Source organism: Rhodococcus sp. TAF43, from assembly GCF_052113525.1.
Lineage (GTDB): Bacteria > Actinomycetota > Actinomycetes > Mycobacteriales > Mycobacteriaceae > Prescottella.
Map to the genome: position 1 here is coordinate 251566 of NZ_JBFRDL010000003.1, position 24555 is coordinate 276120.

The 24555-nt window shown below is 68.8% G+C and carries 22 protein-coding genes and 1 pseudogene; 17 read left to right on the top strand and 6 right to left on the bottom strand.

The features are described 5' to 3' along the window. Window positions 1-32: 32 nt before the first annotated feature. The 4 genes from AB4Z09_RS03820 to mftR all read right to left on the bottom strand — a co-directional run bounded on the left by AB4Z09_RS03820 (window position 33) and on the right by mftR (window position 3302). On the bottom strand, window positions 33-395 hold the full coding sequence (locus AB4Z09_RS03820; protein WP_174912446.1) for an SPW repeat protein: 363 nt from the start codon (window positions 393-395) through the stop codon (window positions 33-35). Between the two features lie 265 nt (window positions 396-660). Further along, window positions 661-1716, bottom strand: coding sequence for a ferredoxin--NADP reductase (locus AB4Z09_RS03825; RefSeq protein WP_174912443.1), 1056 nt, complete (start codon window positions 1714-1716; stop codon window positions 661-663). 151 nt (window positions 1717-1867) lie between these two features. After that, the gene (gene mftM / locus AB4Z09_RS03830; RefSeq protein WP_442239184.1) at window positions 1868-2671 is read right to left on the bottom strand and encodes a mycofactocin oligosaccharide methyltransferase MftM; all 804 of its coding nucleotides are present in this window, start codon (window positions 2669-2671) and stop codon (window positions 1868-1870) included. Continuing rightward, complete coding sequence (gene mftR / locus AB4Z09_RS03835) at window positions 2661-3302, bottom strand: mycofactocin system transcriptional regulator (protein ID WP_174912438.1); 642 nt, start codon at window positions 3300-3302, stop codon at window positions 2661-2663. Before mftR ends, mftM begins: the two co-directional genes overlap by 11 nt. 124 nt (window positions 3303-3426) lie before the next feature. Between mftR and mftA the strand changes: the two genes are divergently transcribed. The 7 genes from mftA to AB4Z09_RS03870 all read left to right on the top strand — a co-directional run bounded on the left by mftA (window position 3427) and on the right by AB4Z09_RS03870 (window position 11077). Beyond that, complete coding sequence (gene mftA, locus AB4Z09_RS03840) at window positions 3427-3528, top strand: mycofactocin precursor MftA (RefSeq protein ID WP_103143061.1); 102 nt, start codon at window positions 3427-3429, stop codon at window positions 3526-3528. After that, window positions 3513-3833, top strand: coding sequence for a mycofactocin biosynthesis chaperone MftB (gene mftB / locus AB4Z09_RS03845; RefSeq protein WP_442239185.1), 321 nt, complete (start codon window positions 3513-3515; stop codon window positions 3831-3833). Before mftA ends, mftB begins: the two co-directional genes overlap by 16 nt. Window positions 3834-3894: 61 nt before the next feature. Next, window positions 3895-5115 (top strand): mycofactocin radical SAM maturase, encoded by a 1221-nt coding sequence (gene mftC, locus AB4Z09_RS03850; RefSeq protein ID WP_442239186.1) that lies wholly within the window; start codon window positions 3895-3897, stop codon window positions 5113-5115. A gap of 35 nt (window positions 5116-5150) precedes the next feature. Further along, on the top strand, window positions 5151-6329 hold the full coding sequence (gene mftD / locus AB4Z09_RS03855) for a pre-mycofactocin synthase MftD (RefSeq protein ID WP_442239187.1): 1179 nt from the start codon (window positions 5151-5153) through the stop codon (window positions 6327-6329). 24 nt (window positions 6330-6353) lie between these two features. Continuing rightward, on the top strand, window positions 6354-8294 hold the full coding sequence (locus AB4Z09_RS03860) for a mycofactocin system FadH/OYE family oxidoreductase 1 (RefSeq protein ID WP_442239188.1): 1941 nt from the start codon (window positions 6354-6356) through the stop codon (window positions 8292-8294). Window positions 8295-8303: 9 nt separating this feature from the next. Beyond that, window positions 8304-9116 carry a mycofactocin-coupled SDR family oxidoreductase gene (locus tag AB4Z09_RS03865; RefSeq protein ID WP_114718809.1) on the top strand — a complete coding sequence of 271 codons (813 nt, stop codon included), beginning with the start codon at window positions 8304-8306 and terminating at the stop codon, window positions 9114-9116. 14 nt (window positions 9117-9130) lie between these two features. Beyond that, a complete protein-coding gene (locus AB4Z09_RS03870; RefSeq protein ID WP_442239189.1) occupies window positions 9131-11077 on the top strand; it encodes a mycofactocin system FadH/OYE family oxidoreductase 2 in 1947 nt (648 codons plus the stop codon). Between the two features lie 9 nt (window positions 11078-11086). Here the strand turns inward: AB4Z09_RS03870 and AB4Z09_RS03875 are convergent. Beyond that, window positions 11087-11335, bottom strand: a pseudogene (locus AB4Z09_RS03875) (hypothetical protein); the annotation flags it as partial. Between the two features lie 276 nt (window positions 11336-11611). Here AB4Z09_RS03875 and AB4Z09_RS03880 point away from each other — a divergent pair. The 5 genes from AB4Z09_RS03880 (at window position 11612) to AB4Z09_RS03900 (ending at window position 17338) form a co-directional block, all read left to right on the top strand. Further along, window positions 11612-12049: a hypothetical protein gene (locus AB4Z09_RS03880; RefSeq protein WP_442239190.1), complete on the top strand. Its 438-nt coding sequence runs from the start codon at window positions 11612-11614 to the stop codon at window positions 12047-12049. Between the two features lie 290 nt (window positions 12050-12339). Then, window positions 12340-13020: a mycofactocin biosynthesis peptidyl-dipeptidase MftE gene (mftE, locus tag AB4Z09_RS03885; protein ID WP_442239191.1), complete on the top strand. Its 681-nt coding sequence runs from the start codon at window positions 12340-12342 to the stop codon at window positions 13018-13020. Between the two features lie 73 nt (window positions 13021-13093). Further along, on the top strand, window positions 13094-14491 hold the full coding sequence (gene mftF / locus AB4Z09_RS03890) for a mycofactocin biosynthesis glycosyltransferase MftF (RefSeq protein ID WP_174912421.1): 1398 nt from the start codon (window positions 13094-13096) through the stop codon (window positions 14489-14491). Window positions 14492-14493: 2 nt separating this feature from the next. Further along, window positions 14494-15984, top strand: a complete 1491-nt coding sequence (mftG, locus tag AB4Z09_RS03895) for a mycofactocin dehydrogenase MftG (protein WP_442239192.1) — start codon at window positions 14494-14496, stop codon at window positions 15982-15984. Between the two features lie 40 nt (window positions 15985-16024). Continuing rightward, entirely contained in the window at window positions 16025-17338 is a 1314-nt protein-coding gene (locus AB4Z09_RS03900; RefSeq protein WP_442239193.1) for a GAF domain-containing protein, read from the top strand. Here the strand turns inward: AB4Z09_RS03900 and AB4Z09_RS03905 are convergent. Then, window positions 17335-18963: an AMP-binding protein gene (locus AB4Z09_RS03905; protein WP_442239194.1), complete on the bottom strand. Its 1629-nt coding sequence runs from the start codon at window positions 18961-18963 to the stop codon at window positions 17335-17337. The two genes, AB4Z09_RS03900 and AB4Z09_RS03905, sit on opposite strands and share 4 nt — an antisense overlap. A 258-nt stretch (window positions 18964-19221) precedes the next feature. On the opposite strand from AB4Z09_RS03905, the gene exaC reads away from it, so the two are divergent. The 5 genes from exaC (at window position 19222) to eutC (ending at window position 24523) form a co-directional block, all read left to right on the top strand. After that, a complete protein-coding gene (gene exaC, locus AB4Z09_RS03910; RefSeq protein ID WP_442239195.1) occupies window positions 19222-20745 on the top strand; it encodes an acetaldehyde dehydrogenase ExaC in 1524 nt (507 codons plus the stop codon). Window positions 20746-20830: 85 nt separating this feature from the next. Beyond that, window positions 20831-21856, top strand: coding sequence for an alcohol dehydrogenase AdhP (gene adhP, locus AB4Z09_RS03915; protein WP_114718817.1), 1026 nt, complete (start codon window positions 20831-20833; stop codon window positions 21854-21856). Then, window positions 21853-22365, top strand: coding sequence for a DUF779 domain-containing protein (locus AB4Z09_RS03920; RefSeq protein ID WP_174912410.1), 513 nt, complete (start codon window positions 21853-21855; stop codon window positions 22363-22365). The genes adhP and AB4Z09_RS03920 overlap by 4 nt, the downstream gene beginning before the upstream one ends. Before the next feature lie 59 nt (window positions 22366-22424). Beyond that, window positions 22425-23774 carry an ethanolamine ammonia-lyase subunit EutB gene (locus tag AB4Z09_RS03925; RefSeq protein ID WP_442239216.1) on the top strand — a complete coding sequence of 450 codons (1350 nt, stop codon included), beginning with the start codon at window positions 22425-22427 and terminating at the stop codon, window positions 23772-23774. Next, the gene (eutC, locus tag AB4Z09_RS03930) at window positions 23771-24523 is read left to right on the top strand and encodes an ethanolamine ammonia-lyase subunit EutC (protein ID WP_442239196.1); all 753 of its coding nucleotides are present in this window, start codon (window positions 23771-23773) and stop codon (window positions 24521-24523) included. The genes AB4Z09_RS03925 and eutC overlap by 4 nt, the downstream gene beginning before the upstream one ends. Window positions 24524-24555: the final 32 nt, after the last annotated feature.

The following is a 24555-nucleotide window of genomic DNA, read 5'->3' on the forward strand; positions in this document are numbered from 1 at the left end:
TGACGGTGCTTGTCGGTGCTTGTCCGCGTATCTCAGTGCGCGGCGACACCGCCGTGTCCGTGCATCCGGGCACTCATCGCCGGCAACCCGGCGACGGCGACCACCACGGTCAGTGCTCCGACCACCCAGGCCGTCCACGATGCCCCGGTCATCGAGCTGAAGTTCATGACCCACGGGGAGATGAACATCAGGACGCCGAACACGCCCATCGCGTAGTCGACCGCGGCCATCCCGGGCCGCGCCATGCTCGCCAGGCCGGCCAGGGCGACGAGCACACCGAGCACGATCAGCGACCACCGGGCGCCGCTGTCGGTGGCGATCCACAACGGTGAGAGGGCGGCGTAGGCGCCGATGATGACAGCCGCGTAGTCCTGCCAACGAGTTGATGCCTTCATGTCCAGCCTCCTCGGAAAGGATTGTGTCCTCACCTCAGTGTCACGCTGACTGACCGGCCGATCAATATGTCCGGATTGCACTCTTGTTGCAGGATTGTGCAGTTCGGGCCACGAAACGGTGACCGAATGTCACATGGGTCCAGTTGGACTGAACCGATGTGACATTCGGCCTCGAGCAGGACGGCGCCGGACACCGCCGGAAAGCGAGAGGCCCGACCCCACCGGACGGTGGAATCGGGCCTCTCGGAAGGGGGTGAACCGAGTATCAGAACTCGATCTTGAGGTGATCGCTCACCGGCTTGGCCTGGCAGCCCAGGATGTAGCCGTTGTCGATGTCCTCCTGGTCGAGGACGCCGGCGTGATCCATGGACACCTCGCCCTCACGGACGGTGCAGGCGCACGAACCGCACTCGCCCTCCTGGCAGGAGTACGGCACGTCCAGGCCCTTCGACAGCATGACGTCGACGAGGGTCTGCTTGCGCGGCCACGCGAAGCTGTGGGTCTCGCCGTCCAGCTCGATCTCGACGGTCGCGGCGTCGGCGGCCTCTTCCTCGGAGACCTCCTCGAGCTCGACGTCCTTGAACGGGTCGCCGGCGAGGGAGTTGAACACCTCGGCGTGGACCTGCGCGCGCGGCATTCCGGCGTCGGCCAGGGCGGCGTGGATGGTGTCCATGAACGGGCCGGGGCCGCACATGAAGGCCTCGTGCGACGTGAACGGGGCCGCGAGCGTCGCGAACTGCGCGGCCGACGGCAGGCCCTGCAGGCTCACGATCCAGTGGATGATCGTGAGGCGGTCGGCGTACTTGGCGGCCAGCTCGCGCAGCTCGGCCGCGAAGATCACCGAGCTCTCGTCGTTGTTGGCGTAGACGAGGACGACCTTGCCCTTGCCCTCGGTCAGCGCCGACTTGAGGATCGACATCACCGGGGTGATGCCGCTGCCCGCGCCGAACAGCAGGAAGTCGTGGTCGAGCGACTTCGGGGTGAAGACGCCCGACGGCGGCAGCACCTCGATCTGGTCACCGACGGAGACGTTGTCGCAGAGCCAGTTGGAGCCGTAGCCCTCGGCGGTCCGCTTGACGGTGACCTTGGGCGCGTCGTCGGTGAACGGCGAGCTCGCGAGGGAGTAGCAGCGGGCGACCGAGCCGGTCAGGTCGCTCGGGATGCGCAGCGTCAGGAACTGGCCGGGCTTGTACTGGAACTTGCTCCTCATGTCCGCGGGGACGTCGAAGACCAGCGACCGCGAATCGGGGGTCTCCTCGATCACCCCGGACACGGTGAGCACCGCGGATCGAGAGCTGTGCGGCACGTCGATAGTGGTCATGCGAACTCTGGTCCTCTCGTGGATCAGTTTAGAACGTGTTCTAGTTTCAGCGTAGCAGCGTAGCGACGCTACCGGGGCGATGGTAATTCTCCGCTTCCGGCTCCCGCTGATCGGGAGCGTTCTCGAGCGCGATATCGGGGTTCTCGAGAAATCAGGCCTCGAGGACCAGCCACCCACCGTGGTGGTCGAAGACCTCGAAGGGGCGACCCGTGGATCTGCCGAGTTCGCGGAGGGCGTCGGCGTCGAACGTGCGGACGTGGCCGTGGCAGGCGGTGGCCTCGTCCTCGTACGGGACCGCGACCACGACGCGCTCACGGGCGATGCGCAGGGCCTCGGCGAGCACGGCGGCGCCCGTCGCGGGATCGACGTGCTCGAGCAGGTGGACCGCGGTGACGGTGTCGGCGCTGTCGTCGGGCGCCGGGACGTTCGCGGCGTCGCACACGAGGGTGGAGATCGGGATGCCGAGGCGGGGCGCGACCGCGTCGAGCAGCGTCATGGTGCCCGGCAGGATGTCGGTCGCGGTGACCGGGACGCCCGCGCGGGCCAGGCGCAGCGGCAGGAACCCGAAGCAGGAGCCCAGGTCGAGGACGCTCCCGCGGACCAGTTCGGCCGCCTYGTCGTGGATCGGCGCGAAGTCCGCGGTGCCGTCGAGGAGTTCCTCGAGCGAGTTGCGGTAGTAGACGGTCCACGACTCGAGGGCGTCCGGCACGGTGGAGCGGACCAGGCCCACCATCGTGAGCTCGAACTCCGTCTGGCCGAAGTCGGCGTCCCCGATCGATGCAGTGACCTCGGCGACCAGTCGTTCGCTGAGGGCCTCAGGGCCCAGTGCGTGCCGGACGTGCAGGGAATCCCCGCTCCGGGTCAGTGTGATCGGCCCGCTCGGGATGCGTTCGACGGTGACGTGGTCGTGCGACCACCGGCCCGGGGCGCAGGGGGCGAGCGAATCAAGCGTCATGGTGGGCGGCCCCGTTCAGCAGTGGTTCGTGCAGGTCGGCGAGGCCGGTGTAGAGCACCCGGCTGCCCTGGGCGATGAGGTCGATCAGGTCGAGCGACTCATCGGTCAGCCACGTCTCGTACGCCCCGAGTGCGACGCCGAGCAGCAGGTAGCCGACCGTCTTGGGGAGCTGATCGGTGGGCGCGAGCCCCAGTCTCCCGGCGACGTACTCGGCGATCACCTTGCGCCAGCCGTCGTACATCACCACCGAGTACGCCTGCAGCGCCGGCACGACGAAGATCAGTTCCATGCGCCGACGGTGACCGGCCGCGACCTCGGGCGGAAAGGTGTTGAACGCCAGCACGGCCGAGACGAGGCTGTCGAGGATGGACATGTCGTCGGGCATTTCCGCGAGCAGGGTGCGCATCTCCGACATGTGCGCGTCGAAGTCGCCCCACGGCACCGCGTTCTTGGACGGGAAGTACCGGAAGAACGTGCGTCGCGCGATTCCCGCCGCTTCGGCGATGTCGTCGACGCTGGTGTCGTCGAACCCGCGGGCAGCGAACAGGTCGATGCCGACCGCCGCGATGCGGTCACGTGTCGTGGTCGGTCTCCTACCGATCCGCGACGACGGGCTCCTGCGAGTTCGCACCTGTGTGGCCTCCTTCACTAGTCATTGTGCACCCGATGCCATTACAGTGGTGAGTCGAGTCACAGTGAAGACGTCACTATGACCGCCGACTCCGCTCCTGGGGTCCGAATTGGAGGAGGAATCGATGTCCGATCGCGACAGTGTCATTTCTGCCAACGAGAGCTCGCTCGTCGAGGAGTCCCTCGTCGAAGAGGTTTCCATCGACGGTATGTGCGGCGTGTACTGATCGTGTCCACACCAGCCGCCGGCAATAGCTCGTCGGCCGGCACGATCGATCTCGACGCGGCGTGGAAGCTTCACCCGCAGGTGGCGCTGCGCCCCGAACCTTTCGGGGCGCTGCTCTACCACTTCGGAACGCGCAAGCTCTCGTTCCTGAAGAACCGGACCATCGTCGCGATCGTCGAATCCCTGCCGGAGCACCCGGACGTCCGGGCCGCTCTGTCGGCTCAGGGCCTCGAGGAGGATGCGGCCCGGCCGTACCTGCGCGCTCTCGAGACCCTGGCCGACTCGCACATGATCGTGCCGTCCTGATCTCTGCCTCATCTCCACACATGCACCCAACCAGACATCCCCGATGTGAGGACGCAGCCCCATGACCTCAGTTCTCGAGCCGCCCGCCCCTGCCGTGGGTCGACTAGTCGACCAGTTCGAACTCGGTCTCGACGCGCCGATCTGCCTCACGTGGGAACTCACCTACGCCTGCAACCTGTCCTGTGTGCACTGCCTGTCGTCCTCGGGGCGCCGGGATCCGCGTGAGCTGTCCACGGAGCAGTGCAAGTCGATCATCGACGAACTGCAGCGCATGCAGGTGTTCTACGTCAACATCGGTGGCGGTGAGCCCACCGTGCGTTCCGACTTCTGGGAACTCGTCGACTACGCGACCGAGCACCAGGTGGGCGTGAAGTTCTCCACCAACGGCGTCAAGATCGACAAGAAGGTGGCACAGCGCCTCGCGTCGAGCGACTACGTCGACGTCCAGATCTCCCTCGACGGTGCGACCGCCGAGGTGAACGACGCGGTGCGCGGCCCGGGTTCGTTCGCGATGGCGGTCCGTGCGCTGGAGAACCTGGCCGAGGCCGGGTTCAAGGACGCGAAGATCTCGGTCGTCGTCACGCGCCAGAACGTGAGCCAGCTCGACGACTTCAAGGCGCTCGCCGACAAGTACGGTGCGACGCTGCGCATTACGCGACTTCGTCCGTCCGGCCGTGGCGCCGACGTGTGGGACGAGTTGCATCCCACCCAGGAGCAGCAGCGCGAGCTGTACAACTGGCTGGTCGCGAACGGCGAGGGCGTGCTCACGGGTGACTCGTTCTTCCACCTGTCCGCGTACGGTGACGCACTGCCGGGGCTGAACCTGTGCGGCGCCGGCCGTGTCGTGTGCCTGATCGATCCGATCGGCGACGTCTACGCGTGCCCGTTCGCGATCCACGACCAGTTCCTCGCCGGAAACATCGTCTCCGACGGCGGTTTCCAGCAGGTGTGGCAGCACTCGGAGCTGTTCCAGGATCTGCGGTCGCCGCAGACCGGGGGCGCATGCGCCAAGTGCGACCACTACGACTCCTGCCGCGGCGGCTGCATGGCGGCCAAGTTCTTCACGGGCCTGCCGATGGACGGCCCGGACCCCGAGTGCGTCCAGGGCTACGGAGAGTCGGCACTCGCGGCCGACCGCAGCGTGCCCAAGTCCAGCCAGGACCATTCGCGGACCGGAAAACGCGCCGAGCGTCGCACGCCGAAGGCACCGGTTCCGCTGACCCTGCTCACGCGTCCGCCGGCCAAGATCTGTGATGAAAACCCGCTTGCCGGAATGGAATAGACGAACAATATCTACCGCAGTACGAGAGGTTTGACATGGCCAAGAGTGCCTGGTTCGAGACGGTCGCAGAGGCGCAGAGGCGGGCGAAGAAGCGCCTGCCGAAGTCGGTGTATGCGGCGCTCGTCGCCGGATCCGAGAAGGGTCTGACCGTCGATGACAACATTGCGGCATTCACCGAACTGGGGTTCGCGCCGCACGTCGCCGGGCTGAGCGGTGAGCGAGATCTGTCGACCACCGTTATGGGCCAGCCCATTTCGATGCCTGTCATGATCTCGCCCACCGGTGTGCAGGCAGTGCACCCGGACGGCGAGGTCGCGGTCGCGCGCGCCGCGGCGGCCCGGGGCACCGCGATCGGGCTCAGCTCGTTCGCCAGCAAGTCCATCGAGGAGGTGGCCGCGGCCAACCCGCAGACCTTCTTCCAGATGTACTGGGTGGGCGACCGCGACACTCTGCTCCAGCGTATGGAGCGCGCCCGCGCCGCGGGTGCGACCGGCCTGATCATCACGCTCGACTGGTCCTTCTCCAACGGGCGCGATTGGGGCAGCCCGTCGATCCCCGAGAAGATGGATCTCAAGGCGATGTTCCAGTTCGCGCCCGAGGGCATCACCCGCCCGAAGTGGCTGTGGGAGTTCGCCAAGACGGGCAAGGTCCCGGATCTGACGACGCCCAACCTGGCGGCGCCGGGCCAGCAGCCGCCCACCTTCTTCGGCGCGTACGGCCAGTGGATGGGCACGCCGCTGCCGACGTGGGACGACGTCGCGTGGCTGCGTGAGCAGTGGGGCGGACCGTTCATGCTCAAGGGCGTCATGCGCCTCGACGACGCCAAGCGCGCCCTCGACGCCGGTTGCTCGGCGATCTCGGTGTCGAACCACGGCGGCAACAATCTCGACGGCACCCCGGCCCCGATCCGCGCGCTGCCGGCCATCGCCGAGGCGGTCGGTGACCAGATGGAGGTCGTGCTCGACGGCGGCATCCGCCGCGGCAGTGACGTCGTCAAGGCGCTCGCGCTCGGTGCCCGCGCAGTCATGATCGGTCGCGCGTACCTGTGGGGCCTCTCGGCCAACGGTCAGGCCGGTGTCGAGAACGTTCTCGACATCCTGCGCGGCGGCATCGATTCCGCCGTGCTGGGCTTGGGTCACAAGTCGATTCAGGATCTGAGCCCCGCCGACCTGGTGGTGCCCGAGGGATTCCGTCGCGACCTGGGCGTCGGCTAGAACCCTCGCGTCGGACACGACCCGATGCGCGGCAACCTCACCGAGCAGTTCACCCTGGCCGGGCACGATGTCCCGTCCAGGGTGCTGTTCGGCCCGCACGAGACCAATCTGGGTGACGGCCGCGCGCTGTCGCCGCGCCACGTCGCGTACTACGAGCGGCGGGCCCGCGGCGGCGCCGGAGTGATCGTCACCGAGACCGCGTCCGTGCACGAGTCCGACTGGCCGTACGAGCGCGCCCCGCTGGCGGCCCGATGCGGATCAGGTTGGGCCGACGTGGTCGCCGCGTGCCGGCCGCACGGAACGCTGGTGCTGGCGGGTCTCGGGCACACCGGCCTACAGGGGTCCAGCGCGTGGTCGCAGGCCGCGTCGTGGGCGCCGTCCCGGTTCCCGGACCCGATCTCGCGTGAGCTACCGATGGAGATGGAACAGGCCCAGATCGACTCGCTCGTCGAGGGTTTCGGGGCGGCAGCGCGAGTCGCAGCAGCCGCAGGGGCGGACGGGGTCGAACTCGACGCCGGCCCCTTCTCCCTGCTGCGACAGTTCCATTCGGGACTCACCAACCGTCGCGCCGACCCGTACGGCGCCGACCGGCTGCGCCTCACCCGCGAAGTGATCTCGGCGGTGCGCGCCGAACTCGGCGACGGCCGGATCCTGTCGCTGCGACTCTGCTGCGACGAACTCGCTCCCTGGGCCGGTATCGCCCCCGACGAGGCTGCCGAACAGGTTGGTGCGCTGTCCGATTCAGTGGACCTGCTGGTGGTCGTGCGCGGCGGTCCGTTCACCACCGCCGCCTACCGGCCGGACATGCAGAGCGAGCCCGGATTCAACGTCGAGCTGTGCCGGGCGATGCGCGAGGCCGCAGGCGGACGCGTCCCGGTGGTGCTGCAGGGCAGCGTCGTCGGTGCCGATCAGGCGCAGGGCGCCCTCGACGACGGCGTCGCCGATCTGGTCGAGATGACCCGTGCGCAGATCGCGGACCCGGACCTTGTGGCGAGGGTTCGGGACGGCCTCGTGCCGCGCCCGTGCGTGCTGTGCAATCAGACGTGCCTCGTCCGCGATCCGCGCAATCCGATCGTCACGTGTATCGGTAACCCGTCGGCCGGACACGAGACGGTCGATCCCGAGCCCGTCGTCGCCGTGGAGTCGGCGCTCGTGGTGGGTGGTGGTCCGGCGGGCCTCGAGGCGGCACGCGCGCTCGCACAGCGTGGCGTCCGGGTGACGTTGACGGAGAAAGCTGCTCGAACCGGCGGCATGCTGCGCACGGCGGCCGTCGGGGCCGGGCGCGTGCGACTGGCGATGGTGGTCGACTGGCTCGAGGCGGAATGCCGCCGGCTCGGGGTGGACATCCGGACGGACATCGAGCTGGGCGCCGCGGAACTGGCCGAGGCCCGTACCGCCGGGACGCTGGTCGTGCACGCGACCGGCAGCAGCCCGCGACCCGCGCCGTGCCCCGTCGGCGCCGGGGTGCAGGCGGTGACCGCGGCGGATGTGCTGGCGGGCGCGGTGCTCGAACCCGGGCCCGTCGTGCTGTTCGACCCCGTCGGTGGCCCCGTCGCGGTGTCGGTGGCGCTGTGGCTGGCCGAGCAGGACCGCGAGGTGGCGATCGCGACGCCCGATCAGCTGATCGGATCGCGGCTGGGGCCCACCGGGGATCTGGTCGGCGCGAACGCGCGCGTGCAGCGGGCGGGTATCGCGCGGCATCTCGCGGCGATCCCGGTGTCGGCCGCCGCGGGAGAAGTGCTGCTGGAGAACCGGTTCACGGGCGTGCGGACCCGCGTACCGTGCGCAGTATTCGTGGACTGCTCGCATCGACTGCCGAACGAGTCGGTGGGCGCGGGTGGTCCGCAGGATGAGCGGATCGGCGACTGCGTCGCGCCCCGGTCCGTGCTCGAAGCTGTCCGCGAGGGTCACCTCGCGGAGTTGTCAGGGGCGTCTCGGCGCCGGTTCACGTTAGTCGACCGTTAGGAGAACACTGTGGGGCAGTTCGACGGCAAGGTTGCTTTCATCACGGGTGCGGCGCGCGGCCAGGGTCGCACGCACGCCGTGCGACTGGCGCGTGAGGGCGCATCCATCATTGCGGTGGACGTGTGCAAGTCCGTCACGGACGACAACACGTACGACGCGGCGACGTCCGAGGACCTCGCGGAGACCGTTCGCCTCGTCGAGGCCGAGGGCGCCAAGATCTTCGCCCGCGAGGCCGACGTCCGTGACAGCGCGGCGCTGAAGGCCGTCGTCGACGCGGGTGTGGAGCAGTTCGGCCGGCTCGACATCGTCGTCGCCAACGCCGGCATCTGCAACTGGAACCGCTTCTGGGAGATGTCGGACGAGCAGTGGGAGACGCTGATCGACATCAACCTCACCGGCTCCTTCAAGACCCTCAAGGCGGCGGTGCCGGCGATGATCGAGGCGGGAAACGGTGGCTCCATCATCGTCGTCAGCTCCGTGGCCGGCATGAAGGCACTTCCCGGTCAGGCGCACTATGCGGCGTCGAAGTTCGGTCTCGTCGGCCTGACTCAGGCTGCTGCGAAGGAGCTGGGCGAGTACAGGATTCGCGTCAACTCGATCCACCCGTACGGCGTCAACACGCACATGGGTACCGATCAGGGCAGCCTCGTGATCCTACAGCAGTACCCGCACTACGGGCCGAACTTCGCGCCGATTCTCACCGAGAAGCCGATCGCCGACCCGGATGACATCTCGGATGCGGTGCTGTGGCTCGCGGGTGACGGCTCCAAGACCGTCACGGCCAGCCAGGTGGCTCTGGACCAGGGCAACACCAAGGTCTGACCGGGCAGTATCCGATGTTGTTCTCCCCGCTCCGCCTGGGCTCGCGCACGCTGGCCAATCGGGTCGTGTTCACCGCGCACCTGACGAACTACGCGTGCGCCGGCCTGCCCACCGAGCAGCACGCCGCGTACTACGCGGCCCGGGCTGCCGGCGGAGCGGGGATGATCGTCACCGAGGAGCAGTGCGTCCACCCCTCGGACTGGCCGTACGAGAAGGTGATTCACGGGTACCGACCCGAGGTGGTCGAGGGATACCGCAGGATCACCGATGCCGTGCACGGACACGGCACGGTGATCCTCGCGCAGCTCAATCACAACGGCGGTCAGGGGTCGGGCATGTATTCCCGCCGCCCGCTGTGGGCGCCGAGCCCGGTGCCGGACCCGTTGTTCCGGGAGGTGCCCAAGGCTCTCGCAGCAGACGAGATCGCCGAGCTGGTCGCCGGCTACGCCACCGTTGCCGGGCACTGCCGCGATGGTGGATTCGACGGTGTCGAACTGCAGGGGTCGCAGTCGTCGCTGATCCGCGGATTCCTCGCTCGGCAGACGAATCTGCGGACCGATGACTACGGCGGTGTGGTGGAGAACCGTGTGCGGTTCCTGCTCGACGTGATCGCGGCGGTGCGTGCGGCGATCGGGCCGGATCTCATTCTCGGCGTGCGGCTCTCGGGCGACGAGCAGGTTTCCGGTGGCATCGTGCTGGACGAGGCGGTGACCGTGGCGCGACTGGTGGAGGCGACGGGCGCCGTCGACTACATCAACACCACGATGGGCGTGGCGACCGAGACTCTGCATCTGGTGGAGCCGTCCATGGCGACACCACGCGGCTATGCGCTGCACATCTCCGACGCGATCCGGCGCGGTGTCTCGCTGCCGGTGGTCGGGGTAGGGCGGCTGAAGGAACCGGCGGAGGCCGARCGGGCACTGGTCGAGGGGCGCTGCGATCTGATCGGTGTGGTGCGCGGCCAGATCGCCGACCCGGACTTCGTGGCGAAGGCGCGGCTGGGTGCCGCCGACGAGATCCGCACCTGCCTGTCGTGCAATCAGGAATGCGTCGGACGCATGGGGCTGGGGCGGTGGCTCGGATGCGTCGAGAATCCGCGTGCCGGTAGGGAATCGGTGCCGCTGCCGCGACCGCGCGTGCCCGGACGCCGGGTCGTGGTGGTGGGCGGTGGCCCGGCCGGGCTGTCTGCCGCAGCGACCGCGGCCGAGCGTGGGCACAGCGTGACGCTGTACGAGCGGTCGGGCGTGCTGGGTGGGCAGATCCGGGTGGCGGCCTCGGCGGCCGGCCGCGGTGAACTCGGCGATCTGGTGCGGAACCTGGCGGGGGAGTGCGAGCGCCGCGGCGTGCGGATCGAGACGGGGGTCGACGTCGGCATGGACATGCTCGGCGAACTGGCGCCGGACGTCGTCGTCGTGGCGACGGGCGCGCGTCCGGTCCGGCTGTGGTGGGCGGGAGAGTGCACACGCGTCGTCCATGCCCGCGATGTCCTCGAGGGGCGGGCCGATCCGCACAGCCGTGTTCTCGTGGTGGACGAACTCGGTTTCCAGCAGGGGCCGTCGGTGGCGGAGACCTTGGCAGCGCGCGGGTGCGCGGTGACGATCGCGTCGCCCGGCATGATCGTCGCGCAGGACCTCGGTGTCACCCTGGACATGGAGGGGTGGCAGCGGCGCGCGCACCGCGCCGGCATCGAACAGTGGACCGACGTCGGGGTCGTCGGTGTCGCCGAGGAATCGGGCCGGCTGCGGGTGGCGATGGAGTACCACCTGACCGGAGACTCGCGCACGGACGCATTCGACTGGGTGGTGTGTGCGATCCACCAGGAACCCGACGACGGTCTGTGGAAAGCATTGTCGCGCAGCAATTCCGCCCCGTTCGAGGTGCATCGCATCGGGGACGCCGTCACACCGCGGCGCTCGCACGCCGCGGTGCTCGAGGGGTATCAGGTGGCGGTGTCGCTGTAGATCCCGTGTTCAGGCGGCCTGAGGGCCCGCTCTGTTGTGCGCCGGGATCGGCTTCTTGTAGGGGTCGATCGAACTCGGTGGTGTGAACCTGGGTGGCGGCCTTCGTGGTGTGCGGGTGGTGCGGCCGAGGTCGAGTGGGGCGCCATCGTCCATGAGGACGGGTGTAAGAGTGCAGTCGCAGGCGATGCGGCGGGCGGTGTCGATGGTGAGCGGCCCCACCCACGGCATCCAGGCGACGTCGGCGTCGTCGAGGAGTTCGCGGTAGGCGTGGCGATCTGTGGGCGTGGTGTCAGCCTGGACGGGCTGTGTGCGAGGGGCTCGATCCGCTCGAAGGAGGTATCCGATGAGCCGTAGCCGCCTGGTGGCCGGTTGCCATCGTCCTCGGGATACATCGTCAATGCTGCAGGTGCCCAAGTCATTTACGAAATCATAGGTGTGTTGCCAAACCTGTATTGGTGCCCCGCTGGTTACCATGTAACGCATGAGTGTGCCCGGTTTCCCGCGTATCACCTCCGTGGACGAGGACGGGTTCATATGCCTCGTCGCTGCAGCCCCTACGACGGATTCGTCGGTACAGACTGGGAGTTGGACGAGCTCCTGACGCGGTTCGCCGAACAGATGAGCCGCGGTGCACTGTTCGTCGCCTACGCGGGCCCCGATGCCGCGGGCGGAGAGCTGCGGATCGTCGCGGAGGGGTCGTCGCAGCGGGCCGAGCGGGAAGCGGCAGGAGTTATCGACGCGGCCGACGGCGTCTGGCTGACTGACTACACGCAACTCACGATGGCCGCGCAGTTCGACGATGAACGACCGGAGCCCGACGATCCCGACTCCCGACTCTCGGTCCCCGCAGGACGATATCGGATCCTGCTCCGCGAGTTCGCGTCCGACGACGACCCGGTCTTCGAGCTCGTTGTCTCTCCGGCCGGTGTCGACGACACGGTGACGCACGCCGTGGTCCCGTGGTTCGAGTAGGAACCGCAGTGCCCGCCGAAAAGTGCTGACCTGCACGCTGTCCCGAGCACTCGACGATCGCTCCCGGAGGGTGTTGCGAATGGTCGGTGGTGAGCCAGTGCAGGATGGCGGCGAGGCGGCGGCGGAGTGGTAGTTGCGCTTCTGCGCCGAGGTGTTCGCGCCACCACCGTCGCAGGCGCAGCCGAAGCTCTCGTGTCCACACGCCGCCTGAACCCTGCCAACTTCTTGGCGCAAGACAGAACGGTGGGTGGATCGGGTTCGCGTGCAAACGAGCCGCCTACGATCGACCGATGGACCTCGCCTCCACCCCGTGGCCGGACGTCGCCCGGGACGCTCTCACCGTCGCGGTGCCGGTCGGCTCGTTCGAGCAGCACGGCCCGCATCTGCCGCTGGACACCGACACCCGGATCGCGTCGGCGGTGGCTCGTTCCCTCACCGACGTCGTCGCGGCGCCCGCGATCGAGTACGGCGCGAGCGGGGAGCACGAGGGGTTTCCCGGCACCGTCTCCATCGGCTCGGGCGCGCTCGAGACCCTCCTCGTGGAGTACGGCCGCTCGGTGTGTCGGTGGGCGCGGCGCGTCGTGTTCGTCAATGGGCACGGCGGTAACGGTCCTGCGCTGGTGAAGGCCGTCGAGCTGCTGCGCTACGAGGGCCGCGACGTGGCCTGGCTGCCGTGCGCGGTACCCGGCGCCGACGCGCACGCGGGACGAACCGAAACATCCCTGCTGCTGCACCTTTCACCGCGCGACGTCGCGATGGACCGAGCCGAGTCGGGAAACACTGCACCGATCGTCGAGTTGATGCCGCAGCTGCGGTCCGGTGGCATGCTCGCCGCGACCCCCAACGGCATCCTCGGGGACCCCGCCGGAGCGTCCGCCGAGGAGGGCGAGCGGCTGTTCGCCGATCTCGTTCGCCGGGCTGACGAGGCAATCGAGGGCTGGTCCCTGCGACCCGACGGGCGGCTCGTGTGACGGGTGTGGCGATTCGTCCGGGTTTTTTGCAGCAAGTTCTGCCCGTTACCGCATCGAGCCTTACCATCGTCTGATGCAGCATGCTCGCCTGCCCGACGGGTTCGGGATCCGTATCGATCCCAAGGTGCGCGCCTACTCGGGAGGCAGGGTCCTGATCGGCGGCTCACCGATGCGAATGCTCAAGCTCGCGCCGGCCGCTGCCGCGATGATCGGGGACGGCTACCTCGAGGTCGTCGACTCGCAGACCGCGGTGGTCGCGCGGCGTCTCCTCGACTCCGGCGTCGCGAACCCGCGTCCCATGGCCACTCCGTCGCCGAGCGACGTCACCGTCGTGGTGCCGCTGCGGGACAACGTCGACGGCATCGCCCGGCTCGTTCCGGCGCTGAAGGGGCTCAACGTCGTCGTCGTGGACGACGGCTCGCGCACCCCGCTCGAGCTGCCGGACCTCTCGGGGTGCACGGCGCACGTGACGCTGCTGCGGCACGAGACCTCTCGCGGTCCGGCCGCGGCCCGCAATACCGGATTGCGCTCCGCCGAAACGCCTTTCGTGGCATTTCTGGATTCGGACGTGCTGCCGAAGACGGGGTGGCTCGAACGGATGCTCGGTCACTTCAGCGATCCTGCGGTCGCGCTCGTCGCGCCGCGGATCGTCGCTCTCGAACCCGAGGGGTCGATGCTGGCCCGCTACGAGCACGCGAGGTCGTCGCTGGACCTCGGGCGGAAGGAGGCGGCGGTCCGCTCCGGCAGCCCGGTGTCGTACGTGCCGAGCGCCGCGATGCTGGTGCGACGGGACGTCCTCGTCGAGGTGGGCGGCTTCGACGAGTCGATGCACGTCGCCGAGGACGTCGACCTGTGCTGGCGGCTCCAGGAGGGCGGTTGGCGCCTGCGCTACGAGCCCGTGGCGCACGTCGCCCACGACCACCGGGTCTCGTTCGGGAAGTGGTTCACCCGCAAGCTGTTCTACGGGACCGGGGCGGCGCCGCTCGCGGCCCGGCACGAGGGCATGGTGCCGCCGGTCTCGATGTCGAAGTGGACGCTGTTCGCGGTCCTCGCGGCGGCGACATGCACCCGGATCGGGCTGCTCGGCAGCATCGCCACCCTGCTGGTGACGATGCTGCGTCTGCGCCGCACGTTCCGCGAGCTGGATCAGCCCACACGCATCGCCGCGATCCTCGCCGCCCGTGGGTTCGTCGGTGGCGTGTGGCAGCTCGCGTCCGCGATGTGCCGGCACTACTGGCCGGTGACGCTGCTCGCGGTCCTGCTGTCCCGGCGGATCCGGCGACTGGCATTCGTCGTCGCCGTCACCGAGGGCGTCGTGGACTGGTCGACGCACCGCGAGCCCGGCGGGCTGGGGCCGGTGCGGCACACCGCGTTCAAACGTCTCGACGACGTCGCGTACGGCGCTGGGCTGTGGCAGGGTGCCGCCCGTGCCCGTGACCTGCGGGCGCTGACGCCGCGTATCGGCAGCTGACGGTGGACCGGGGCAGCCCGGAGATCCGGGAGATTCCAGCGTCGGCGGATGTCGTCGTGATCGGCGGCGGTTCGTGCGGAAGCGTGGTTGCCGGACGGCTCAGTGAGGACCCCGACCGTCGGATTCTGCTCGTCGAATCCGGTCCGGGCCATCGGATTCCCGCCGAGTTCCCGCCCGAACTCGTCGACGCGGGTGTGCTTCCGGTGGGGCCCGACAGTCGTTGGATCTGGCCGTACCCGGTGGAGTTGACGAGAGGCCGCACGGGCTGGATCGCGCGTGGACGCGTGCTCGGCGGTTCGGGCGCCGTCAACGGGGGGTACTTCGTGCGGGCGCAGGTGGACGACTTCGCGAACTGGCCGGCGTCGTGGTCGTACGAACACGTGCTGCCGTACTTCAGGACGATCGAGTCCGACGCCGACTTCGACGGTCCGTGGCACGGCACGACGGGCCCCATTCCGGTGCGTCGCGAGCCCGCCGATCGCTGGCATCCGGTGAGCGCGGCGTTCGCCGACGTCGCGCACGCCGCGGGACATCCTGACGACCCCGACAAGAACGCGCCCGGGTCGCACGGCATCGGCCCGGTGCCGCTGAACATCCGCGACGGCGTCAGGGTGGGCCCGGCGTCGGCCTACCTGCTGCCGAATCTGGACCGGCCGAACCTCACCGTCCGATCCGACACCACCGTCACCCGGGTGTTGTTCTCCGGTACACGGGTAGTGGGACTCGAGGTCACCACCGACGGGCGCGTGGGGACGATTCGGGCGTCGACGGTGGTGCTCACCGCCGGCGCCGTCGCGACGCCGCACCTGTTGATGCTGTCCGGGATCGGCGACGCGGAACATCTGACGACGCTGGGAATTCCGGTGGTCGCGAATCTACCGGCGGTCGGTTCGGAGTTCAGTGACCATCCCGAGGTGGTGCTGCCGTACCGGTACCGGCGCCCGGTCTCCCGAACCACGCGGACTCCGGTCCTGCAGGTGACGCTCAACACCGAGGACATCGAAATGCGGCCCTACACGGCGGCATTCGGTGATCTGATTCCCGGATCGGGAATCGGTAAGCCCTGTCTGGGAGTGGTGCTGATGAAGCCGCGCAGCCGTGGCGAGATCCGCCTCGTGTCGGCCGACCCCGGCGATGCGCCGACCGTGTCGTACCGGTATCTCGAATCGGAGCGGGACCGGGAGGCGCTGCGATCGGGGGTGGCCCACGCCGCCGACCTCATGCACTCCGGGCCGATGAGCAGGCTGCTCGAACCCGAGCGGATCGAGACGTCCGACGACTGGCTGGCCGACCATCTCGGCACGTCGCTGCACCTGTCGGGGAGCTGCCGGATGGGCGTCGACGAGGAGTCGTCGGTGGTGGACGAGCGGTGTCGCGTCCACGGAATCGACGGTTTGTACGTCGTCGATACGTCGATCCTGCCGTCGGTGCCGAGCCGCGGGCCGCACGCCACCGCCGTCATGGTTGCCGAACGCGCCCGTACCTTCATGTGAGTGGCGTTACAGTAGCGTCTGGTGTTGATGGAGGGAGTCGATGACAGGTCAGGAGTTCGGCCCACGCAATCCGTGGATTGCGTTGCGCCCCGGCGACGATTTCGCGGTGCTCGCGGAACGGACGTCCTCGGCGCATCAACTGTTTGTTGAATCGGTCGACGCCGAAACCGAAACCGAAACCGATGCCGTCCGGTCGGTCGTCCGCGAGTCGTGGCTGCGTAGCCGTGGGAGCGGAGTGAGTCCGGACGTCGTCGACGACGCGGTGGCACTCGACGGTGCCGCACTCGCGCAGCACCGGGCCGCGCATCCGCTGTCCGCGATCCGTCCGGTGGTGCGACAGTTGCTGGTCGAGGACACCGCGGACACCGGTCTGCTCGTCGCGCTCAGCGACGCCCGTGGCCGGTTGCTGTGGGTCGACGGCGACTCGTGGGCGAAGGACCGCGCGCTGAGCATCAACTTCGTCGAGGGTGCCGACTGGAGCGAGGAACGCGTGGGTACCAACGCGCCCGGCACCGCACTCGCGCTCGACCACGTCGTCCAGATCTACGCGGCCGAACACTTCAACCGCGCGTGCCACGAGTGGAGTTGCTCGGCGGCCCCGATCCACGACCCGGTGACGGGGCGGGTGATCGGGGCGCTCGACATCACCGGCGGACCCCGGGTGGCGGTGCCGGAGGCGCTCGCCCTCGTCCGTGCCACGGTTGCGGCGGCAGAGGCGGAAATGCGGTTGCAGGCCYTGGCGGCCCCGCGACCGCCGTCGACGTCGGTGCCCCGCCTCGAGGTGCTCGGGTCGGGGCGCCCGGCCTTGGTCCTCGACGGTGAGCGGCACGATCTGTCGCGCCGGCACGCGGAGATCCTGCTGTTGCTCGCGGAACACCCCGAGGGTCTCGCTGCGGATCATCTCGCGGTGCTGCTCGACGAGACCGAACTCGATGCGGTCACCGTGCGGGTCGAGATGTCGCGTCTACGTAAGGTTTTCGGTGCCAACCGCCTGGGTTCGCGACCGTACCGCCTGCTCGCGCCGCTCGAGTCCGACGTCGGCGACGTGCGGTCGATGCTCGATCGTGGCGATCTCGAGTCGGCGCTGCGCCTGTACGACGGCCCGGTGTTGACGGGCTCGGATGCGCCCGGCATCGAGGACGTCCGCGAGGAACTGCGCATGCGCGTGCAGGCGACGGTCCTGCGTGGTGGTGATGCGCGTCTGCTCGCCTCGTGGACCAGTTCGATCCACGGTCGTCACGACCGCGACGCGTGGGTGGCCTACCTGTCCACACTCGATCACGGCTCGCCGCAGCATACGCAGGTGGAGGCCCTCCTGCGTATGCTCGACCGACGGTTCGGTGCGGGCTACTAGCCCTGTGCCCCTATCGATTCCGACGACGCGATCGCGGTGGCCCACCGGTAGTCGGCCTTCCCCGCAGGGGTCCGCTTGACCTCGTCGACGGACACCATGGCGCGCGGGACCTTGTATCCGGCGAGCGTCTTGCGGCAGTGCTCCTGGACGTCGTCGAGCGTCAGCTCCGCGGCGTCGGGGTACACCGCGATCACGGCCGCGACCCGTTGGCCCATTCGCTCGTCGGGCACCGGTACGACGAGGGCGTCGGCGACCGAGGGGTGTGCGTGGAGTGCGGCCTCGACCTCCTCCGCGAAGACCTTCTCGCCGCCCGTGTTGATGCACTGCGACCCGCGTCCGAGGAAGACGATGGTGCCGTCCGCCTCGATCGTGCCCATGTCGCCCAGCACCGAGATGCGGGTGCCGTCGGCGCGGGTCGGGAAGGTGCGTGCGGTCTTCTCTTCGTCGTTGTAGTAGCCGAGTGGGACGTTGCCGATGCGGGCGATGTACCCCACCTGGTCGGACCCGGCCGGGATCTGTTCGAGTCGCTCGTCGACGAGGATCATGTTGGGGGACGGCGGCATGCGCAGGTTGCCGTTCTCGTCGACGGTGAACGCGCCGTCGTTTCCGGATTCGGAGGCCCCGAAGTTGTCCCGTAGGAGCAGTTCGGGTTTGACCGCGAGCATCCGCTCCCGCACGCTGACGGACCAGATCGCTCCGCCTGACGTGATCGAGTACAGCGAACTCAAGTCGACCTCGCCCTTGCGGCGTTCCATCTCGTCGACCAGGGGCAGGCCCATCCCGTCGCCGACGATGAGGATCACCTGGAGTGATTCCTTCTCGACCGCCTCGACCACCTTGCGGGGGATGAAGTCCCGCATGAGTACCACCCGTGCGCCGAGGGTGAGGAACGTGAACAGCGAGTACAGTGCGGCGCCGTGCATGAGGGGTGCCGCGATCAGGTAGGAGAGGCTGGGAAACTCCTTTGCCGCAGAGGCGATCTCGGCAAGGTCCTTCCGGTTCTCTTCGCCGTAGGGGTTGCCGCCGGACAGTGGCTTGCGGAAGAAGTCGTCGTGTCGCCACATGACGCCCTTGGGGTATCCGGTGGTGCCTCCCGTGTAGAGGACGTACTGATCGTCGCCGCTCCGCGGGCCGAACTCCGCGGTCGGCGGCAGCTCGCGCGTACCGCTGAACGGCACCACGGTGATCGAGCGTGCCTCAGCCGCCGAGCGCAGTTCGTCGGTGGTCTCACCGACGACGATCACGGTCCGCACCTGCGGGCAGCCGCCGAGGAGTTCGGCGAGCGCGCGTTGATGTTCGGGGAGTTCGACGACCACCGCGACCGAGTCCGAGTTTGTGAAGATGTACTCGAGCTCGGCCGGCGTGTACCGGTAGTTGACGTTGATCGGCACGGCGCGGATCTTGATCAAGCCCAGGATCGATGTGACGTGCTCGATGCTGTTCTTCAGGAACAACGACACGTGCTCACCCGGCTCGATTCCGGCGTGTGCGAGTAGCTGGGCCGTCCTGTTCGCCTCGCCGTCCAACTCGGCGTACGTCAGGTGCTCGCCCTCGTACGTGACCGCGATGCGGTCGGGTACTGCCGCCGCGACCGTTTCGAAGACATCCGCCAGATTGAACTGCATCAGCATTCCTCCAGAACCACGTGATTCGGTCGGTGAAACGTATTCCACCCGATCCGCACATTAGCCAGAGGACTGCCGGATTGGTCGTGGTTTCCGGCATCCCGATTCCGGGGGCCGGCGGGGCAGGCGCGGATGCCTGTTCGGGTCGCCCGCCGCGCAGTTGTGACCTTCGATCCGACACAGTTGCAACATCGACGTGTCTAGTGTCCTATATCACACCCCGGCGTGGGGAGGTGACAGCACAGACAGGAGTCTTCGATGAGCGTATATGCCCGCCCGGGTTCGCCCGACGCCCTGATGTCCTTCGAATCGCGGTACGGCAACTGGATCGGTGGCGAGTGGGTGGCGCCGGCGAAGGGGCAGTACTTCGAGAATCCGACCCCGGTCACCGGAAGGTCGTTCTGTGAGGTCGCGAGGTCGACGGCCGAGGACATCGACCTCGCGCTCGATGCCGCCCACGCCGCCGCGCCCGCCTGGGGTAAGACGTCGGTGGCCGAGCGGGCAGTGGTCCTGAACAAGATCGCCGACCGGATGGAGCAGAACCTCGAGAAGATCGCGCTCGCGGAGTCGTGGGACAACGGCAAGCCGATCCGCGAGACCCTCAATGCCGACATTCCGCTCGCGATCGACCACTTCCGCTACTTCGCGGGCGCGATCCGCGCGCAGGAGGGCTCGCTCTCGGAGATCGACTCCGACACCGTCGCGTACCACTTCCACGAGCCGCTCGGCGTGGTCGGGCAGATCATTCCGTGGAACTTCCCGATCCTGATGGCGACGTGGAAGCTAGCCCCCGCCCTGGCTGCCGGGAACGCCGTCGTCCTCAAGCCCGCCGAGCAGACGCCGGCTTCGATCCTGTACCTGTTCTCGCTCATCGGCGACCTGCTCCCCGCGGGTGTCGTCAACATCGTCAACGGTTTCGGCACCGAGGCCGGGAAGCCGCTCGCGTCGAGCCCGCGGATCAGGAAGATCGCGTTCACCGGCGAGACCACCACCGGCCGGCTGATCATGCAGTACGCGTCGCAGAACCTGATCCCGGTGACACTCGAACTGGGCGGGAAGAGCCCCAACGTCTTCTTCTCCGACGTCCTCGCCGCCGACGACGACTTCCAGGACAAGGCGCTCGAGGGCTTCACGATGTTCGCGCTCAACCAGGGCGAGGTGTGCACGTGCCCGTCGCGTGCACTGATCCAGAAGGACATCTTCGACGACTTCCTCGCGCTCGCCGCGGTGCGCACGAAGGCTGTTCGTCAGGGCGATCCTCTCGACACCGAGACGATGATCGGCGCGCAGGCGTCGAACGATCAGCTCGAGAAGATCCTGTCGTACATCGAGATCGGCACGAACGAGGGCGCCCGGCTGATCACCGGCGGTGAGCGGGCCGAACTGGGCGGCGACCTGGCGGACGGCTACTACGTGCAGCCGACGATCTTCACCGGCGACAACGGCATGCGGATCTTCCAGGAGGAGATCTTCGGCCCGGTCGTGTCGGTGACGTCGTTCGCCGATTACGACGACGCCATCGCGATCGCGAACGACACCCTCTACGGTCTCGGTGCCGGCGTGTGGTCGCGTGACGGCGGCGTCGCGTACCGGGCCGGACGCGACATCCAGGCCGGCCGGGTGTGGACCAACACCTACCACCAGTATCCGGCGCACGCGGCGTTCGGCGGTTACAAGCAGTCCGGAATCGGCCGCGAGAACCACCACATGATGCTCGACCACTACCAGCAGACCAAGAACCTGCTCGTCAGCTACGCGCCCGGGGCGCAGGGCTTCTTCTGATCCGATTCCGATCCGACAGCACAGCGCGCGTCGCCCGCAGGTGTTGTCCGCGCGGGCGCCGCGCCCCACACCATCGGAGGTTCTCATGACCGAGACGATGAAGGCCGCGGTCGTCCGCGAGTTCGGAAAGCCCCTGTCCATCGAGGAGGTGCCGATACCGCGGCCCGGCCGCGACCAGGCGCTCGTGAAGGTCCGCTCGAGCGGTGTCTGTCACACGGATCTGCACGCGGCCAAGGGCGATTGGCCGGTCAAACCGGAGCCGCCGTTCATCCCGGGACACGAGGGCTACGGCGAGGTGGTGGAACTGGGGGAGGGCGCGACCGAACTCGCGGTCGGTGATCTCGTCGGCAACGCGTGGCTGTGGTCGTCGTGCCTCGAGTGCCGGTACTGCCGCACCGGCTGGGAGACGCTGTGCGAGAAGCAGATCAACGGCGGCTACACCGTGGACGGTTCGTTCGCGGAGTACATGCTGGTCGACTCCCGCTTCGCGGCACGGGTTCCGGCGGGCGCCGATCCCATCGAGGTCGCTCCGGTCCTGTGCGCCGGGGTCACCGTCTACAAGGGGCTCAAGGTCAGTGACGTCATACCGGGTCAGTGGGTGACGATCTCCGGCATCGGCGGGCTCGGCCATGTCGCGGTGCAGTACGCGACGGCGATGGGGCTGCGGGTCGCCGCGGTCGACGTCGCCGATTCCAAGCTCGCGCTCGCGGCCCGCTACGGCGCCGAGGTGCTCGTCAACGCGTTCGAGGAGGACCCGGTCGAGCGGGTTCGGCAGGCCACCGGCGGAACCGACGCGGTGCTGGTGACCGCGGTCAATCCGGCCGCGTTCAGGCAGGCGATCGGCATGGCCCGACGCGGTGGCACCATCACGTTCATGGGACTGCCTCCCGGGGACTTCCCGACCCCGATCTTCGGCACCGTCCTGGGAGGACTCACCCTGCGCGGGTCGATCGTCGGTACCCGCCAGGACATGGCCGAGGCGCTCGACTTCTACGCTCGCGGGTCGATCCACCCCACCGTGCACACCCGTCGGCTCGAAGACATCAACGACATCTTCGACGAACTCGATCGCGGAATGGTCGACGGCCGCATCGTCCTGGACTTCGCGTGAGTCCCGCGCCTGCCCGGGCGGTCGTGACAGCGGCCGCGGCCGCCTTGCTGCGACACCTCGCCGACGTCCACGGACCGCTGATGCTGCACCAGTCCGGCGGCTGCTGCGATGGATCGGCGCCGATGTGTTTCCCGTTGGGGGAGTTCGTGGTCGGCGACCGCGACGTGCTGCTCGGTGTCCTCGACCTGGGGGCCGGTGTCGGCGAGACGTCGGCGTCCGACCCCGAGGACGACGACGCGGTCCCGGTGTGGATCTCCGGCCCCCAGTTCGACGCGTGGAAACACACACAGTTGGTGCTCGACGTCGTGCCCGGCCGCGGCGCCGGATTCAGCCTCGAAGCACCCGAGGGGGTGCGACTGCTCAGCCGCGGCCGGGTGTTCGGCGCCGACGAACTCACCGCCCTCGCGGGGGTGGCACCGATCCTCGGAATCGACTGGGAGCGGGGCGCCCGCCCCGGTCCGTCGCCGGTGCCGCTCGTCGTCGCGAAGGCGGGGGAGGAGGTCGGGTGACCCTATACAGCCGGCAGATCTCCGGGACCACCCACACGTTCGACGGGCTGGTCGACCTCATGGCGAGGGCGACCCCACTACGTTCGGGTGACGAGTTGGCCGGGTGCGCAGCAGGATCCGATGCCGAGCGTGCCGCCGCGCAGTGGCTCCTCGCGGACCTGCTGCTCGAGACGTTCCTGAACGACCTGGTGGTGCCGTACGAGGACGACGAGGTGACCCGCCTCATCGTCGACTCCCACGACCGGGTCGCGTTCGGCCCGCTCTCGCACCTGACGGTCGGCGGCTTCCGGGACTGGTTGCTGGCGACCACCGCGACACCCGACGCGGCCGCGACCCTCGCCGCCGTCTCGCGGGGTCTGACCCCGGAGATGGTGGCCGCGGTCAGCAAGATCATGCGGAACCAGGACCTGATCGCCGTGGCACGCGCGATCACGGTGACGTCCGGCTTCCGGACCACGATCGGGCGGCCGGGCACTCTCGCGACGCGACTGCAGCCCAACCATCCCACCGACGATCCGCGCGGAATCGCGGCCGGGATGCTCGACGGATTGTTGCTGGGCTGTGGGGATGCGGTGATCGGCATCAACCCGGCCACCGATTCGCCGCACGCGACGTTCGACCTGCTGCACCTGCTCGACGACATCCGTCGGCGCTTCGACATCCCGGCGCAGTCGTGCGTGCTCTCGCACGTCACGACCACGCTCGACCTCGTGAACTCCGGTGCGCCGGTTGATCTCGTCTTCCAGTCGGTGGCGGGAACCGAGGGCGCCAATTCCGGTTTCGGCGTGAACATCTCGCTGCTGCGGGAGGCGAACGAGGCGGGGCGGGCCCTGGGCCGCGGCACCGTCGGCAACAACGTCATGTATCTCGAGACCGGTCAGGGCTCGGCCCTGTCCGCGGGCGCCCATCTCGGGACCGGCGGGCGTCCCGTCGACCAGCAGACGCTCGAGGCCCGCGCGTACGCCGTCGCGCGCGATCTCGAGCCGTTGCTGGTGAACACCGTCGTCGGCTTCATCGGGCCGGAGTACCTGTACGACGGCAAGCAGATCGTCCGGGCCGGACTCGAGGACCACTTCTGCGGAAAGCTGCTGGGTCTGCCGATGGGTGTCGATGTCTGCTACACCAACCATGCCGAGGCCGATCAGGACGACATGGACACCCTGCTCACCCTGCTCGGCGCCGCCGGGACGGCCTTCGTCATCACCGTCCCCGGCGCCGACGACGTCATGCTCGGATATCAGAGCCTGTCGTTCCACGACGCGCTGTACGTCCGGCGCGTGCTCGGACTGCGACCGGCGCCCGAGTTCGAGGCGTGGCTGCAACGCCTGGGCATGGCGGACGCGGACGGCCGGATCCTGCCCGCCGACGTGGACTCGTCGCCGCTACGCGAACTGGTGACCGGCCGATGACGGACTTCTGGGACGAATTGCGGCGCAGCACCCAGGCTCGGATCGGCCTCGGCCGCGCCGGCGATTCGCTGCCCACCGAGCGGGTGCTCGAGTTCCGGGTCGCCCACGCCGCCGCCCGGGACGCGGTGCACGAACCGCTCGACGTCGACGCCTTCGCCGCGGGGGTCGCCGGAGTCGGGCTCGGCGCACCGGCCGTCGTGCGCAGTCGCGTGCGCGACCGCGGCGAGTACCTGCGTCGCCCCGACCTGGGCCGCGTTCCGGAGACGCTCGAGCCGGTGGCCCGGACTGACGCGGACATCGGCGTCGTCCTCGCCGACGGGTTGTCCCCACGTGCCCTCACCGACCACGGCGTGCCACTGCTGGGGGCACTGGCCGAGGCCTTGTCCGACCGGTACCGCATCGCACCGCCCGTGGTGGCGACCGGCGCGCGCGTCGCGCTCGGGGACCACATCGGGAAGGCGCTGGGCGTGCGCACCCTCGTCGTCGTGATCGGCGAGCGTCCCGGGTTGTCGGTGGCCGACAGCCTCGGGATCTACCTCACGCACCGGCCCCGACCGGGTCGCGCCGACTCCGACCGGAACTGTGTGTCCAACATCCATCCGCCCGACGGCCTCGGGTACCGGGACGCGGCGCGGGTGGTGTCGGTGCTGGTCGACGGCGCGCACCGGCTGGGACGTTCGGGGGTCGCGCTCAAGGACACCTCGCGTTCGGACCCGCTGGCGTCCCCGCCCATCATCCTCGAGTTGTAGGTTTCTCCTGGACTTATCGCACACACGAGGAG

Bases quoted from the DNA above. Each gene is read 5' to 3' on its own strand.
- AB4Z09_RS03905 (WP_442239194.1), bottom strand. From the start codon at position 18,963: ATGCAGTTCAATCTGGCGGATGTCTTCGAAACGGTCGCGGCGGCAGTA.
- AB4Z09_RS03825 (WP_174912443.1), bottom strand. From the start codon at position 1,716: ATGACCACTATCGACGTGCCGCACAGCTCTCGATCCGCGGTGCTCACC.
- mftF (WP_174912421.1), top strand. From the start codon at position 13,094: ATGCAGCATGCTCGCCTGCCCGACGGGTTCGGGATCCGTATCGATCCC.
- mftE (WP_442239191.1), top strand. From the start codon at position 12,340: ATGGACCTCGCCTCCACCCCGTGGCCGGACGTCGCCCGGGACGCTCTC.
- adhP (WP_114718817.1), top strand. From the start codon at position 20,831: ATGACCGAGACGATGAAGGCCGCGGTCGTCCGCGAGTTCGGAAAGCCC.
- eutC (WP_442239196.1), top strand. From the start codon at position 23,771: ATGACGGACTTCTGGGACGAATTGCGGCGCAGCACCCAGGCTCGGATC.
- AB4Z09_RS03820 (WP_174912446.1), bottom strand. From the start codon at position 395: ATGAAGGCATCAACTCGTTGGCAGGACTACGCGGCTGTCATCATCGGC.
- exaC (WP_442239195.1), top strand. From the start codon at position 19,222: ATGAGCGTATATGCCCGCCCGGGTTCGCCCGACGCCCTGATGTCCTTC.
- mftA (WP_103143061.1), top strand. From the start codon at position 3,427: ATGTCCGATCGCGACAGTGTCATTTCTGCCAACGAGAGCTCGCTCGTC.
- mftD (WP_442239187.1), top strand. From the start codon at position 5,151: ATGGCCAAGAGTGCCTGGTTCGAGACGGTCGCAGAGGCGCAGAGGCGG.
- AB4Z09_RS03925 (WP_442239216.1), top strand. From the start codon at position 22,425: ATGGCGAGGGCGACCCCACTACGTTCGGGTGACGAGTTGGCCGGGTGC.
- AB4Z09_RS03880 (WP_442239190.1), top strand. From the start codon at position 11,612: ATGCCTCGTCGCTGCAGCCCCTACGACGGATTCGTCGGTACAGACTGG.
- mftC (WP_442239186.1), top strand. From the start codon at position 3,895: ATGACCTCAGTTCTCGAGCCGCCCGCCCCTGCCGTGGGTCGACTAGTC.
- AB4Z09_RS03860 (WP_442239188.1), top strand. From the start codon at position 6,354: ATGCGCGGCAACCTCACCGAGCAGTTCACCCTGGCCGGGCACGATGTC.